General features: G+C 65.6%; 15 protein-coding genes. 2 read left to right on the plus strand and 13 right to left on the minus strand.

From position 1 onward, the window contains the following. Positions 1-16 precede the first annotated feature (16 nt). Both BI327_RS02385 and BI327_RS02390 read right to left on the minus strand, forming a co-directional pair. Complete coding sequence (locus tag BI327_RS02385; protein ID WP_076858204.1) at positions 17-532, minus strand: hypothetical protein; 516 nt, start codon at positions 530-532, stop codon at positions 17-19. Positions 533-749: 217 nt separating this feature from the next. Beyond that, entirely contained in the window at positions 750-1,376 is a 627-nt protein-coding gene (locus tag BI327_RS02390) for a hypothetical protein (RefSeq protein WP_076858205.1), read from the minus strand. A 263-nt stretch (positions 1,377-1,639) separates the two neighbouring features. Here BI327_RS02390 and BI327_RS02395 point away from each other — a divergent pair, with 263 nt between their 5' ends. Continuing rightward, a complete protein-coding gene (locus tag BI327_RS02395; RefSeq protein WP_076858206.1) occupies positions 1,640-2,023 on the plus strand; it encodes a VOC family protein in 384 nt (127 codons plus the stop codon). A 107-nt stretch (positions 2,024-2,130) separates the two neighbouring features. Here the strand turns inward: BI327_RS02395 and BI327_RS02400 are convergent, their stop codons facing one another. Then, the gene (locus BI327_RS02400) at positions 2,131-2,487 is read right to left on the minus strand and encodes a hypothetical protein (RefSeq protein WP_394329839.1); all 357 of its coding nucleotides are present in this window, start codon (positions 2,485-2,487) and stop codon (positions 2,131-2,133) included. Between the two features lie 321 nt (positions 2,488-2,808). Between BI327_RS02400 and BI327_RS02405 the strand changes: the two genes are divergently transcribed. Then, complete coding sequence (locus BI327_RS02405; RefSeq protein ID WP_026192881.1) at positions 2,809-3,159, plus strand: GrlR family regulatory protein; 351 nt, start codon at positions 2,809-2,811, stop codon at positions 3,157-3,159. A 92-nt stretch (positions 3,160-3,251) separates the two neighbouring features. Here the strand turns inward: BI327_RS02405 and BI327_RS02410 are convergent, their stop codons facing one another. The 10 genes from BI327_RS02410 to BI327_RS02455 form a co-directional block, all read right to left on the minus strand. Further along, positions 3,252-4,337 (minus strand): SMP-30/gluconolactonase/LRE family protein, encoded by a 1,086-nt coding sequence (locus BI327_RS02410; protein ID WP_076859130.1) that lies wholly within the window; start codon positions 4,335-4,337, stop codon positions 3,252-3,254. Positions 4,338-4,482: 145 nt separating this feature from the next. Then, entirely contained in the window at positions 4,483-7,164 is a 2,682-nt protein-coding gene (locus BI327_RS02415; protein ID WP_076858207.1) for a PAS domain S-box protein, read from the minus strand. Positions 7,165-7,309: 145 nt separating this feature from the next. Continuing rightward, a complete protein-coding gene (locus BI327_RS02420) occupies positions 7,310-8,281 on the minus strand; it encodes a Bug family tripartite tricarboxylate transporter substrate binding protein (protein ID WP_076858208.1) in 972 nt (323 codons plus the stop codon). Between the two features lie 137 nt (positions 8,282-8,418). After that, entirely contained in the window at positions 8,419-9,327 is a 909-nt protein-coding gene (locus BI327_RS02425) for a DMT family transporter (RefSeq protein ID WP_076858209.1), read from the minus strand. Positions 9,328-9,473: 146 nt separating this feature from the next. Continuing rightward, complete coding sequence (locus BI327_RS02430; RefSeq protein ID WP_076858210.1) at positions 9,474-10,271, minus strand: NUDIX hydrolase; 798 nt, start codon at positions 10,269-10,271, stop codon at positions 9,474-9,476. Positions 10,272-10,273: 2 nt separating this feature from the next. Then, on the minus strand, positions 10,274-11,230 hold the full coding sequence (locus BI327_RS02435; protein WP_076858211.1) for a dihydrodipicolinate synthase family protein: 957 nt from the start codon (positions 11,228-11,230) through the stop codon (positions 10,274-10,276). A gap of 107 nt (positions 11,231-11,337) precedes the next feature. Further along, positions 11,338-12,216 (minus strand): SDR family oxidoreductase, encoded by an 879-nt coding sequence (locus BI327_RS02440; protein ID WP_076858212.1) that lies wholly within the window; start codon positions 12,214-12,216, stop codon positions 11,338-11,340. A gap of 77 nt (positions 12,217-12,293) precedes the next feature. Then, positions 12,294-13,154 (minus strand): MaoC family dehydratase, encoded by an 861-nt coding sequence (locus BI327_RS02445; protein ID WP_076858213.1) that lies wholly within the window; start codon positions 13,152-13,154, stop codon positions 12,294-12,296. 210 nt (positions 13,155-13,364) lie between these two features. After that, positions 13,365-13,754, minus strand: coding sequence for a Zn-ribbon domain-containing OB-fold protein (locus BI327_RS02450; RefSeq protein ID WP_021080623.1), 390 nt, complete (start codon positions 13,752-13,754; stop codon positions 13,365-13,367). Further along, positions 13,754-14,911 carry a thiolase domain-containing protein gene (locus BI327_RS02455; protein WP_076858214.1) on the minus strand — a complete coding sequence of 386 codons (1,158 nt, stop codon included), beginning with the start codon at positions 14,909-14,911 and terminating at the stop codon, positions 13,754-13,756. The genes BI327_RS02450 and BI327_RS02455 overlap by 1 nt, the downstream gene beginning before the upstream one ends. Between the last annotated feature and the right edge of the window lie 84 nt (positions 14,912-14,995).

Below are 14,995 nucleotides of genomic sequence, written 5' to 3' on the forward strand. Positions count from 1 at the left end.
CTGCGGCGGCCCTTGCCTACCAGGTTCCGAAGCCGCCGAAGAAGCCCATCCGCGGTTGCTGCTGCGCGACGCGGTAGGGCTGATACATACCGGGCTGTGCCAACCGCATCGGCTGCTGGGGATGGCTGTGGTAGCGCGCGACCTTGCGCTTCTTCGGTGCCTGCGCCGGCTGCTCGGCCGGCTTCGCCTCGGCCACGGCCTTCTGCGCGTCAGCCTTCTCCGGCGGAATGAACTGGGCAAAGGTGTTGCGGACGCGGGCCTGCGCCGACGCGTCGCCCGTCGCCGGCGGGATGGCCGCGGCGACCGCGTTCACCTGGGACGGTATAATGGTCGGCAGGTTGGTGTCGTAGACCACCCGCTCCGGCAGTTTCTGGGTCGACCGGATCCGTACCATGCTCTTGTCGACACCGGGCGACGAGATGGTCTGGCTTTGGCCGGGGACCACGGTCTCCTGCGGCACGATTGCGGTCACGACGAAGAGCAGCGCGAGCAGCACTCCACCAACGTACAGGAAATAACGCGCTACAGGCATTTTGGAAGCTCCCCCCCGCGCGCAGCGGGCGCGGTTCATCTCGGCGCGACGACATTAGTCATCGCGCGGCGAGTTCATCGTCTGCGCATGATCACCCGAAAGTCGCCATCGGCGCTTCCGGGTCGTTCTCTAACGGTCGGCTTATTAGTTAGTTCCTGCCCGGCCGTTACGGTTCACCCGCCAAGTCAATTCCCGGTCACTTTTTCGAGATGCGGGTTTAGAGGCGGCTGGCGGTCACGACCGTGCATTTGGCCTTGTTTGCATTGACGTTTACGAACCCGATGAGCATCCGCGAATAGGTTTTGCGGCTCTTCATGGCAATGGTGTCGGGGATGAGCCGCTTGCGCTCCGTCACGGGGCTGCCGTCACGGCGGATGAAGGCGCAGGCGATCTCGATGTCCTTCACCGCGAAATCATTGGCATTGCGCAGCGTCATGGTGACCAGCGCCTTCGAACCGAGCCCGCCGCGCTGCCAGATTTGCGATGCGATCCGCAGCTTGTCGACCGGCAACCTGTCGGAGCCGGGCTCCGACGGCTGGATCTCCGCTGCCGCCGGCGGAGCGGTCGCCACCCCGACGGTGGCCGGCTCATCTGCCGGTACGGCCAGCGCATCTTTTGCGACCTCGGCGGTTTGCGCCCCGGTCGCGGTATTCTGTGCGGCGCGGATTGTGGCTGACGACACCGGCCAGACACCCTGGTCTCCGGCGTCGCTGGGCTCGGGGAGCATGAACCATGCACAGATTCCGGCCAGCGCGATCAGCGGCAGCAGCAGACTGGCATAGAAGCCGCGCTCACCGAGACGTCCGGCGCCAAATCTTCGAAACGACGCCAAGCCGATCCGCATCGTCGTGCCCTCACCCTCGACGCCCGATCAAGCCGCCAGCAAGGATGCCGCAGTCATCGCAGCGAGCGGCATCGGGGACGGCTACAGGTCGAGCGGCCACGCGAGAACAATCGCTGACGCCGGGAATGGTTTCATTCCGGGACGACAATCTTGCGACAGGCGCCACGGAGGGATGGCATCGCAGCCGGCTGCTCGCTATTTTGCGCCGCCCGCGAGCGAATGCCGCGCACCCAAGCGGCACGAGAAACAATAAGGAGTTCGCAATGCCTGTCGTCACCTGGGACCACGTCCATCTGCGCAGTCCCGATCCCGAGGCCACCGCGACCTGGCTGCGCGACATCCTCGGCGGCGAGATCATCCGCGGTCCCGGCCGCATCGACGTTCAGCTCGGCGGCGCCAAGGTGTTCATCGCGGAGGTGACGCAGGGCGACGGCGTCAACGCGCCGCCGGTGACGCCGTATCAGGGGCTCGATCATTTCGGGCTGACGGTGAAGGACATCGACGCGGTCGCGGCCGAGATCAAGGCCAAGGGCGTCGAGTTCACCAAGGAGCCGACCACGATCCGTCCCGGCGTGCGGATCTGCTTCATCCGCGGCCCGCAGGGCATCTCGATCGAGCTACTTGAGCGCGACAACAAGTACGTGTGAGCGAGGCGCCAGAGCCCCGTTCCGATTGGATCGGAACGGGCTCCGGATTTTTTGTTTTGACGCGTTTTCTTTAAGCGAACCGGTACCCCACTTCGCTCGAAAACGCTTCAAGTCATGCTGCCGGGCATGAAGCAGCGGATCGTCATACCCATGTAGCTCTTGATCGGCCAGACCATGGCGCGGCCGACCCGATTGGGTTCGGTGACCACGGCCTCGTCGGGGACATCGATCCAGGCTCCATCGAGGCGCACACGATAGTGTCCGTCCTTCGATTCCCAATCGACGTCGCTGACGGCGCTGCCGTCGGCATCCGAGCAGCACGGCCCCTTGCCGCTACGCAGACCGTCGAACCATTCCTTCAGCGGCGAATTGGCGTAGCGGCCGTCGGGATCGCGCGCCTGCGCAAGCTGCGCAGCGGCGACCGACAAGAGCGCGACCATGCCGAGCGGCAGGGAGACCCGCATCCGGCCGCCGCGACGGCGGGTCAGGGTTCCGGGATCGTCATACCGGCCCGCAAGGCGGCCGCCAGCTTCCATCCTGTCTGTCATGTATGTTGCTCCAGCACTCACCGGCCAGTGCAACCAGAGCTATGCATTTCGCGGGCCAGTCCGATTCGCGCGCACGGTCCGCTGTCATCGCGCCGTCACACCGCCTGGCAGGAACCGAGGGTTCACGGCCACTCCGGACACCCGGGAATCAACCTGCCGCATTGCACGAGGTTGCTCGCTTTGGCATAAAAAACCAACCGGCTTGCCGTGGGCGCGGCGGCCGGCAAATGGGACGTTATGAAAAACGGGCTGTACTCAATTCACGTCACCCTGCTGGACGGACGCGTCGGCAAGGGCAGTGGCGTCATTCTCTTCCGCGACGGCCAGATCCTGGGCGGCGACGCCTATCTATACTACACCGGCAGCTACACGGTGAAGGGCGACGCGTTCAAGGGCGAGGTCCTTGTGCAACGCCACACGACGCCGCGCGACACCGACAATCCGTTGTTTGGCGGGCCTGCGCCAGTCGGCATCGGCGTCTCCGGCACCTTCACCGATACCCGCGGGACGATGAGCGGAACCGCGTTGGTCGGCAAGGCGAGCCTGATCTTCGGCGCAACGCTGCACAAACTCGCGGATATCAATTAGCGATCCGAAGCTAACAGACCGTCATCCAGCACGTCCTGACTTACAAGGATGACGGTGAGAGAAGTCACGGCGAACGAAGCGCAGCAGTCGCCTCACGTCGCGCCATGCGCGTCGACATAGAGCGCGTAGATCGAGTGGCACGACGCCATGTAGAGGCGGTTGTTCTTCGGCCCGCCGAAGGTCAGGTTCTCGCAGCGCTCCGGCAGGCGGATGAAGCCGAGCGGCTTGCCCTGCGGGCTGAACACCATCACGCCGTCGAGATCCTCGGGCTTGCCTTTGAGCTGATAGACCTTGCGGCCGCCGACGTCAGTCGGTTCCGACTGCAGCGCGCCGTTGCTGCCCCAGCCGCACCACAGATTGCCGTCGCGATCGACCCGGAAGCCGTCGAGCGAGCCCTGATCGGCGGCGTCGATCAGCTTGGACTTGTTGGAGACGGTGCCGTCGGCATTGACGTCGTAGCTCCAGATGCTGCGGTTCGGCGTGCCCTTCCACTCGACGACATAGAGCTTCTTCTCGTCCGGCGAGAAGGCAAGCCCGTTGGGATTGACAAGATCGGTAATGACCGCCGTCAGCTTGCCGTCGGTGCCGATGCGGAACACGTTGGTGCTGTCCTGCGCGCGCTTGGCCTTGAAGCCCTCCCACTCGCCGGCGATGCCGAACACCGGATCGGTGAACCAGATCGTGTCGTCGGACTTCACCACGATGTCGTTCGGCGAGTTGAGGCGCTTGCCCTCGAAATTGTCGGCAAGCACGGTGATCTTGCCGTTCTTCTCGGTGCGCGTGATCCGCCGCGTCACCGAATGCTCGCAGGTGACGAGCCGCCCCTGGCGGTCGCGGGTGTTGCCGTTGGCGAAGTTGGCAGGGCTGCGGAATACGCTGAGGCTGCCGTCCTTCTCGCTGTACTTCATGATGCGGTTGTTGGGGATGTCGCTGAACAAGAGATAGCCGCCTTCCGGGAAATAGGCCGGCCCTTCGGCCCAGCGCATGCCGGTTGCGACCTGCTCCAGCGTCGAGCTGTAGAGCCGGTACTTGGCAAAGGCCGGATCGAGGATCTCGATGGCCGGATCCGGATAGCGCTGATTGGGCTTGAATGGAAACGACTGCGCCATCGCGCGATTGGCGGCTGCGCTCGCCACGCCCGCACCGATGCCGGCAACCAGATTGCGCCGTGAGATCATGTCGTTTCTCCCCTGCTCGCGCCGGCCGTTGATCGGCAGGCCGGCTGAGCGAGCCGTAGGAGCGTTGTCGCTGACGGTCCAATGCCGTTCGCGCATTGATCGATGCTGGTCGAATATCGATGCTCTTGGTCGGGAGCGCGCGTCCCTACTCCGCGGCCTGCTCCAACGGAGCGACGCGCGGCAGGATCATCTGGATCCGGGTGCCGTTGCCCGGCGCGGAATCGAGCGAGAGCCGGCCGCCGAGGCGCGTGGTGACGATGCTGTAGACGATATGCAGGCCGAGCCCGGTGCCGCCCTGATCGCGCCGCGTGGTGAAGAACGGATCGAAGGCGCGGCGGCGCACGTCGAGGCTCATGCCGCAGCCATTGTCGGCAAAGATCACCTCGACATTGTCGCCGCCGGACGCCTGGACCCGGACCTCGACCTCGCCGGCCTTGCCGTCCGGGAACGCATGCGCGACCGCGTTGAGGAACAGATTGGTCAGCACCTGGCCATACGGTCCCGGATAGGAGTTCATGATCAGGTTCGGCTCGCAATCGATGTTGAGTGTCAGATTGTGCTTGCGCAGGCCGGGCCGCAAACTCATCACCACCTGCTCGGTGAGATCGCCGAGATCGAAGGTGCGCTGGTCCGAATAGTTGCGGTCGGCGGCGACCTGCTTGAACGACTGGATCAGCTCCGCGGCGCGGTTGAGATTGGCGACGAGCTGCGACGACGCGTCCCGGGCCGTGTTCAGGAAATCGTTGAGGCTCGAGCGCCGCAGGTCGCCGCGCTCGACCTGGCTCGCGAAATTCGCAGTCTTGCGTTCCAGCGCGGACGCCACCGTCAGGCTGATGCCGACGGGGTTGTTGACCTCATGGGCGACACCGGCCACCAGACGGCCGAGTGCGGCGAGCTTCTCGGCCTCGATCAGCGAATTCTGGGTTTCCCGGAGGTTGCGCAGCGCGGCTTCGGCGGAATCCCTCGCCTTGCGCATCTCCTGCTCGGAGCGCTTGCGCTCGCCGATATCGAGCGCCACCGTGACGATGTTCTCGATCTCGCCCTGCGCGTCGAGGATCGGCAGCTTGTTGACCAGCCATTGCCGCATGTTGCCGGCGGCGTCCTTGTACTCTTCTTCATAGAAGCCGAGTTCGCGCCGCGCCGACAGCACGCGCTTGTCGTTCTCGTCGGTCTTGGCCGCGCCATAGCGCGACATCAGCTCGGCGGTGGTCTGGCCGATCGCATCCTGCGGCTCGATGCCGAAGATTCCCGCCATGTAGCGGTTCATCAGCACGTAACGCAAATTGCGTTCCTTGACGTTGATAACGGCGGGCACCGTGTCGATGACCATCTGCAACATGCGGCGGCCTTCGGCGATGGCATCTTCGGCGCGCTTCTGGTCGGTGATGTCGCGCACCGTGCCCTCGTAGCGGATCACCTCGCCCACGTCGTTGCGCACGACGGTCGCCGAATCCGAGAGCCACAGCACGGTGCCGTCGCTCGCGCGCACCTGGTATTCGTAGTCGCGCACCGTGCCGTCGCGCTGCATCAGTCGCTGGTACTGCTCGCGTGCCGCCGGATCGACATACACGGTGGTGGCGATATCGTCGATGCCGTTGATCAGGTCCTGCGGCGTGGCGTAGCCCATCATCCGCGCCAGCGCCGGATTGGCGTTGAGCAGCGTGCCACCCGGCGTCGTGACATAGATGCCCTCCACCGACGCCTCGAACAGCTTGTGGTAGCTCTCCTCGGCGAGCCGCTGCTCGGCGAGCGCGCGCAGCGCCGCCTCGCGGGCGCTGTCGGCGTCGACCAGGGTCTGGCGGAACACCTCGGCGGCGCGGGCGATGTCGCCGATCTCGTTGTCGAGATCGGCACCGGGGATGAAGGCGCTCTTCTCGCCGCCGGCGACCTTGCGGATCGAGCCGGCGATCCGGGCGAGCGGGCGAACGGTGCGGCGAACCACCAGCACCGCGGCGAACAGGCCGATCAGCACGCCCGCCGTCCCGAGCACGATGCTCTGCCATTTCGCTTCGGCCAGCGTCCGCGCGAAATCGCGCGACAGCACATGGCCGCGGCGGGAGCTGAGCTCGCGCAGCAGCTCGGTGACCTTCTGAATCAACACGCCTTCGGCGCCGAGCACCTCGCGGTCGATGTCGGCGATCTGGCCTTCGCGCACCGAAATCGCGCTGATCGCCTCGGCATATTTGTCGACGGCGCTGCGCAGCGTCGGATCGGCGATGGTCATCGCCCGCATGCTTTGCGCCGCCTGCTCGGCGGCCGAGGTGTTGTGCGCCAGCAGCGCGGTGGCAACGCGGCTCTGGATCTGCGAGAGCGCGTTGGCCAGCGCCGCATCGTTGCTCGCGGCGACAGCCTTGTCGAAGGCGTCGCGCAGCGGCGGCAGCCCGGCGACGATCTCGGCGCGGCGGCTGAGCAACGCCGAGATACGCTCGATCCCGCTGCGATAGGTCGCCAGCCGCTGGGTGACGCCGTCGATCATGTCCTGCTGCTCGGGCGCCAGCTCGATCCGGGTCTTTTTCAGGATCTCGCTCAGCGACTGGGCGGCCTGGGCGACCTGGGCCGACTGGTTGCCGGGCTCGGTGACGAAGTCCCGCGCAGCCAGCCGCAGCTCGTTGGTGCGGCGGTCGATATCCTCGGCGATGTCGCCGACGCTTTGCAGCCGCTGCAGCTCGGCGAAGGTCGTATCGATATGGCGGATCGCGATCACACTGGCGGTGGATGTGATGATGATCACAGCCAGCACCAGCAGGAAGCTGCCGAACGTGAGCTGGCCAATCGAGAGGGAGAACGCACGCGGCGCTTGCGAATTCGGCGGCAATTCAGCGGTCATGTCATCAAGGCCGGGGTCCAATGCGCCCCAATATACGGGAAATTACGGGCTTTGGGGAAACATGCTGTAGGCCCGACCTCCCGGCGGTGTGATCTCTGTCACCCGGGCGGGCACCGGTGGCCGATTTCGGCACAGTGCAAAGGGCTCAGTCCGGCGGGATGCCTGCCTCCTTGACCACCCTGGCCCAGAGCGCGACGTCCGCCTTGATGATGTCGGCGAAGTGCGCGAGCGGCGCGCTCCTGGCGTCGCAGCCGGCGACATCGAGCTTCTTCCGCACGTCGTCGGAGGCCAATGCCGCTTCCAGCGCCACGCTGATGCGCTCGACCACCGGCCGCGGCGTGCCTGCCGGCACCACGAAGCCGAACCACGGCGTCACCTGCGCCTCGGCAAAGCCCTGCTCGGCCATGGTCGGCACCTCAGGGAAATACTTCGAGCGGCCGTCGCTGATCGCGGCGATGATCCGGATGCTGCCGGACTGCACCTGGGCCAGCGCCTGGTTGGCCGACAGGAAGCTCGAGGTGATCAGGCCGCTCGCGATGTCGGGCACCATCTGCGGATAGCCGCGGTAGCCGATCGCGGTAACGTCGATCCCGGCCAGCCGCTTGAACAGCTCGAAGCCGAGGTGGCCGGTCGAGCCCTTGCCGGGATGGCTGTAGTTCAGCGTGCCCGGCTTGGCCTTGGCGAGCGCGACATAGTCGGCGACCGACTTCACCGGCAGCGAGGTCGGCACGATGAAGAAGTTCGGCGCGAGACAGATCTGGCCGACCGGCACGAAATCCCTGACCGGGTCCCAGCGCAGCTGCGTGTTCAACGCCGGGCTTGCGGTGAAGAAGGTCGTCACCAGCAGCCACGTGTAGCCGTCGGGCGCGGACCGCGCGACCTCCTCGGCCGCGATCGAACCGTTGGCGCCGGACTTGGCCTCGACGACGATGGTGCCCTTCCACTGCTCCTGCATGTCCTGCGCGATGATCCGCGCGAACACATCGGCGACGCTGCCGGGCGCATAGGGAATCACGATGCGGACCGGCCGGCTCGGGAAGTCCTGCGCGCGCACCGTGCCCGCCAATGCCAGCAGCATCACGCACGCACCGGCAATGAGGCTGATCCGCCGCAGCATCGTCCTGTTCCCGCCCTGTGATCTCGTTGCCGGCAGGATGCAGGGATTGCCCGGCGGCAGCAAGGCACCGGTTTCGGGAGACGAAACTTCAGGGCGTTGCTGTTTTCCGCGCCGGGATCGTCATCGCGGCTATGACCTCATGCAGCGACGGTTCTTCGCGCCGGAATGGTCATCGCGGCAACGCCGACGACGACGCAGGCGAGCCCGATCCACGCCGTCGGGCTGAGCCGTTCGCCGAGGAACGTGACGCTGAGCGCAACCCCGATCGGCACCCGCAGATAGGCCTGTGCGGTGGTGCCGACCGAGCCGAGGGTCTGGATCAGGCGGAAGTAGATCACGAAGGCGATCGCGGTCGAGAACACCGCAAGCGCCAGCAACGCCAGCAGCGACGTCGTCGACGGTGTCACTGTCCAGGGCCGCTCGACGGCCAGACCGAGCGGAATCAGGATAGCCGCGCCCGCGAGCAGCGAGCCCGCTGCCGGCGCCATCGGATCGAGCCCCTTGAAGCCGCGACTGAAGATCGCGGCGCAGGCGTAGCAGATCGTGGCGGCGACGATCGCGACCTCGGCCACGATGCCCTGCCCGAGATCGCGGAACGCATCGACGCCGACGATCAGGCAGATCCCCGCCATCCCGGCGATGACCCCGAACAGCTTGCGCGGGCTCGCGGCCTCGTGGCGGGTGATCGCGGCGGTGAACAGGAAGGTGAAGATCGGCGACGCCGAATTGAGAATGGTCGCCAGCCCGGCATCGACGAAACGCTCGCCCCAGGCGATCAGCGTCCACGGAATCACGCTGTTGAGACAAGCCTGGAAGATAAAGCGGCGCCAAGTCGCGCTGTCGGTCGGCATCGTGACGCCGCGCATCCGCATGAGGACGACGAGCAACAGCCCCGCGATCGCGGTGCGCGCCGCGATCAGCGTGATCGGCGGGATGGTCGCGACCCCGAGCTTGATGAAGGTGTAGGAGCCACCCCACAGGGTGGCGAGCGCGAGCAGCAGGGCCAGCTCGAAGCCCATGTTGGGTTGGCGTGGGGTGGTGGTCATGGGCTGAGGATTCCGACTCGATGGTGGAGACGGAATCTACAGTGATGCGAGGTGATAATCCTTCGGTTCAGACCGAAGTGTGAATCCCATCGTCGTCCCGGCGTTCGCCGGGACGACACCGAATGTGCTGCGCTGTTTGTGGAATCCTACCCCAGCGCGCCGACGTCGAACACCTCGCCGTCGTAGCCGGCTTCCTTGGGGATGCGGAGCTGGCGGCCAGTGGCGGTCTTGGTCATGACAGGCATCACGGCGACGATCGGCTTGCCACGGCTGTCGGCGAGCGCGGCGCCGACGTTCGGCTGCTTGCCGAGCCTGATCAAATTGCGCGTGGTCGGGAACGGCAGCTTGAAGCGGCCGGTCTCGCCGCCCTCCAGCGCCTCGCGCGTCGATACCCAGATCGAGTCAGTCGATTCCTTGCCGTCATGGGCGCCGAGCTGCTCGGGCGGCGCCGCGGCCAGGAAAAACCAGGTGTCGAAGCGCTTCGGCATGCCCTCCGGCGTGATCCAGTGCGCGTATGGCACGAGCTCGTCGAGCGCGAGCACCATACCATTGTCCGCGAGCACCTTGAGGAAGCTGATCTTGCCTTCGTTCAGCGCCGCACGGTGCGCGGTCGCGATCTCGTTCGCGCGCCTGGCGTCGATCAGAGCCTTCGAGCATGCCGGCCGCGCCAGCAGGATACCGCTCTCCTCGAAGGTCTCGCGGATCGCCGCGATCCGGAAGCCGAGCGCGTCGCCGTCGAGCCCTGCCCCGCCCGAATACAGCGCGGGATCGGCGGCGATCTCCTTGTCGTTCTTGTCGACGCTGCCGCCCGGAAACACCAGCGCGCCGGAGTTGAACTCGATCTGGTGATGGCGGACCATCATGAAGACTTCGATTTCGCTGCTGCCGCCGTCACGCAGCAGCAGCACGGTCGAAGCAAGGCGGGGGGCAACGATCTCGGTCATTATTAGCCTGCTGCACTGGATTGCGGTTGCAAATTTGCGCGGCGGTCGACGCGCGCCACGCGGGAGAGCAGATAGTCGACCTCTGCCCTCGCCTGCGCCGTGATCACGGCGCCGGGCTTGCGCTGGGCGCTGGAGGAGATGATGCCGCGCTTCTGCAGCACGTATTTGCGCACGGTGAGGCCGACGCCCGGCTGCTGCTCGTAGCGGATCAGCGGCAGATGCGCGTCGAACAGATCATGCGCGGCGTCGCGCTTGCCCGCCTTCGACAGGTTGACGACATCAATCAGGAGTTCGGGGAAAGCATAGCCGGTCATCGCTCCGTCGGCGCCGCGCTCCATCTCGAAATCGAGGAACAGGCCGCCATTGCCGACCAGGATCGACAGCGGCCGCAGCGAGCCGTCCTTCTGGAAGTTGCGCAAGGTCGAAATCTTCTCGAGGCCCGGCCAGTCCTCGTGCTTGAGCATCACGCAGGACGGCGAATCCATCACGATCTTGCGGATCACGGCGGGCGTGAACACGACGGTCAGCGTCAGCGGATAGTCCTGCAGCACCCAGGGGATGTCATCGCCGATCGCTTCCTGCGCCTGCTTGAAATAGCCTGTGATCTGGTCGTCGGTGCGCAGATGCGGCGGCGGCGCGATCATGACGCCGGCGGCGCCCGCATCCATCGACTTCTTGGCCAGCGAGCGCATCGTGGCAAAGCCCGGCGCCGAGACGCCGACGATCACCTGCAGCTTCTTGGCGCGCTTGACGAAGCGCAGCGCGACCTGCTCGGCCTCGGCGGCATCGAGCTTCGGCGCCTCGCCCAGAATGCCCAGCACCGTGACGCCGTCGCAGCCGACCTCGGTGTAGAAATCGGTCAGCCGGTCGATCGACGCCTCGTCGATCCGGCCGTCGTCATGGAACGGGGTCGGCGCGATCGCAAAGGTTCCAGCGGCCTGGGCGGTGAGTTTGGTCATTTGTTATCCTCTGGTCCGTCGTTCCGGGATGGCGCGCAAGCGCCCGACCCGGAACCTCGAGATTCCGGGTTCGATGCTGACGCATCGCCCCGGAATGACGGTATACATCAGAACCGCCGCGCGCCCATCTTGATCTGTTCTTCGGAGAAAAAGATGTCCTTGGCGTGGGTGGCGATGTCCTCGGCCTTCCAGCCGGTAAAGGGCGGCTTCCAGCCCTCCATTTCCATCATCCGCATCTCGCGGACCCCGCGCGGGCCCGAGACGCCGAGCACCTTGCCGGTCTGGTCGCCGGAGAGGTCGCTGACCATGTAGAGCACGGCCGGCGCAATGCCGTCCGGACCTAGCGCCGCACCCGGATTCTCCTTGTAGCGCGGCAGGTCCGCGGTCATGCGGGTCAGCGCGCCCGGCGCCAGCGTCCAGATCCGGATGTTGTACTTGCGGCCCTCGATCGCCAGCACGTTGGAGAGGCCCCAGATGCCGCCCTTGGCAGCGCCGTAATTGCTCTGGCCGAAATTGCCGATCAGGCCCGAGGTCGAGGATGTGTTGACGATGACGCCGCCGCCATTGTCGCGCATCCATTTGAACACCGGCTGGGTGCAGCAGAAGGTGCCCTTGAGATGCACCTTCATCACCTTGTCCCAGTTCGCTTCCTTGGCCTTGTGGAAGGTCTCGTCGAGCAGGATGCCGGCGTTGTTGACCAGGATGTCGGCGCGGCCGAAATGCTTGATGGCGTCGTCGAACACCGACTGGCCGCCGGCGAGCGTCGAGATGTCGGCCCCGTTGGCGACCGCACGGCCGCCCTCGGCCTTGATCGCGTCCACCACCTTGTCGGCCATCGACTTGTCGGAGCCCGAGCCGTCGCGCGGGCCGCCGAGATCGTTGACCACCACGGCCGCACCCTCGCGCGCAAACAGTTTTGCGTAGGCTTCACCCAGTCCGCCGCCCGCGCCCGTGATCAGCGCCACCTTGCCGTCGAGTAATCCCATGGTTGTTTCTCCGTTGTTGTTTCTTCTTCGCCTCTCCCCGCTTGCGGGGAGAGGGAGCCGACGACCAGCGCAAGTGGCTACGCCAGCACCGTCTTGCCGCTCTTGATCACGGTGACGCCGCGCGACTTCACCTTGGCCTCGAACGACACCACGTTGCCGTCCTTCCACAGCTCCATGGTCACGGTCTCGCCGGGAAACACCGGCGAGGAGAACCGCGCCGCGTGCTGCTTGAAGGCTGCGGGATCGTAATCGGCATAGGTTTGCAAGACGCCGCGGCAGGTGATGCCGTAGGTGCACATGCCGTGCAGGATCGGCCGCGGGAAGCCGGCCTTCTTGGCAAACTCGGGATCGGAGTGCAGCGGGTTGCGGTCGCCGCAGAGCCGGTAGATCAGCGCCTGGTCGGGTCGCGTGCTGATGTCGACCACCTTGTCGGGCGCGCGCTCCGGCACCTTGTGCGGCTCGGGCTGGCCGTCGGACGGACCGCCGAAGCCGCCATCGCCGCGGGCGAAACGCGAGGCGACGAGCGTGGCGAGCTTCTCGCCCTTCTCGTCCTTAAGCACGGTCTGGTGGCGGATCACCGCGCCCTTGTCCTTGCCCTTGTCGAACACGTCGAGCACGGTCGAGTCGGCGGTGATGTGGGCCGCGGTCGAAAACGGCTTGTGGAAGGTGATGTCGCGCTCGCCGTCGACCACCATCACGCGGTTGAGGTTCATCTCACCGGGACCGGCGCCCCAGGCCGCCACCGACGCAAACGTCGGCACCACCTTGAGCGGACGCGGCGTCAGCACGCCCTCATTGACGAAGGCGAGCTCCTTCTCGTCCATCGGATCGGCGCCAAGGCCGATGCCGTAGGCATAGAGCATCACGTCGCGATCGCTGTAGCTGTACTTCTGGCCGAGGTTCTTCAGGGCCATCAGCTGTTCGTACACGATTGGCATTGTTGTTTTCTCCCCGAACTCTGTTCTTCTTCGCCGCTGCTCGTTACTGCGCCCTCTCCCCTTGTGGGAGAGGGCTACACCGGCGCAAATCGCAAACTCGCTTCGGTAAGGGGTTCGCGCCGCAGAGAGATCCTCTGCGCGGAGAGAGACCCCTCACCCGCCTTCGCCTTCGGCGAAGGCACCCTCTCCCACAAGGGGAGAGGGTAAAAATTACGCCGGCGTGAAGAACGGCAGCGGGGCGCCGTCGGTCGGCTTCCACACCACCTTGACCTTCTGGCCGATCTTCACCGTCTCCAGATCGCAATCGACGATGTTGGTCTGCAGCGACGGGCCTTCCTTCAGCGTCACATAGGCGATCGCATAGGGACCGGTCGGCGACTTCCGCATCAGGCTGTAGGTGTAGACCGTCGCCTCGCCGCTCGACTCTTCCCACACCGTCTTGTCGGAGAAGCAGAACGGACAGATCGCGCGCGGGAAATAATGCGCCTCGCCGCAGGTGGTGCAGCGCTTGATCATGAACTTGCCCGCCTTCGCCGCTTCCCAGAACGGCGCGGTCTCCGGGTTGGTCACCGGGGCATTGTACTTCTTCGCTTCAGACATCACGCACGCTCCAGAATGCAGGTAGAGGCGGCGTGGCGAACGCCGAGCAGACCGCCGGTGCCGTGGGCGATCGCCAGGTCGCAGTTCTTCACCTGCACCTTCGGATGCGCCTCGCCGCGCAACTGGCGCACGGCCTCGAGGATCTTGGTCATGCCGCCGCGATTGACGGGATGGTTGCTGCACAGGCCGCCGCCATCGGTGTTGAACGGCAGCTTGCCGACGCCCGAAATCAAATTGCCGTCGGCGACGAACTTGCCGCCCTCGCCCTTCTTGCAGAAGCCGAGATCCTCGAGCTGCATCAGCACCGTGATGGTGAAGCTGTCATAGATCGAGGCGTATTTGATGTCCTTCGGGGTCACGCCCGCCTCTTCGAAGGCGCGCGGGCCGGACCACACACCGGCGGAGTAAGTCAGATCGAGATCCTTGCCGCCGCGCGGGCCCTTCATCGCCTCGCCGTGGCCGATCAGCCGCACCAGCGGCTTCTTCAGGCTCTTGGCGATCTCGGGCGTGGTGACGATCATCGCGCCGCCGCCGTCGGTGACGACGCAGCAATCCATCCGGTGCAGCGGATCGGAGATCATCGGCGAGTTCAGCACGTCCTCGACGGTGACGACCTCTTTCAGCATCGCATGCGGATTGTATTGCGCGTGATGCGAGGCCGCGACCTTGATCCAGGCAAGCTGCTCGGAGGTGGTGCCGTAGTCGTGCATATGGCGCATGGCACACATGCCATAGGCATTGTGCGTGGTAGCCCCGTAGGCCAACTCGAAATCGGCCTCGGCGCCGGAGGCGCGCGGCGGCATCGGGCCAGTGCGCGGCTTGCCCGCCAGCGTGACCAGCGCGACCGAGCACTTGCCCGCGGCGATCGCCTCGGCGGCGTGGCCGAGATGGATCAGGTAGGAACAGCCGCCGGTCTCTGTGGAGTCGACGTGACGCAGCTTCCTGGTGTTGAGGCCGAGGTAGTCGACCATCGGCCACAGCCCGCCCGGTGCGTCACCGGCGCAGAAATAGCCGTCGATATCGTCCTTGGTCAGCCCGGCATCCTCGATCGCACCCTTGGCGACCTCGGCGTGAAGCTGTGCTGTTGATTTATCGGGTGCATGCCGGGTGGGATGCTCGTAGATCCCGGCAATGTAGGCCTTGCCCTTGATGGTCAAATCGCTCTCCGCTGGCGTTTTTCGCTCCAGCGTTTTTCTGAACCGACGACGCGACCTTGGCAAGCGCGGAAATATTCCGTCAGG

The sequence above is a fragment of the Bradyrhizobium mercantei genome, from assembly GCF_001982635.1.
Taxonomy (GTDB): Bacteria; Pseudomonadota; Alphaproteobacteria; order Rhizobiales; family Xanthobacteraceae; genus Bradyrhizobium; species Bradyrhizobium mercantei.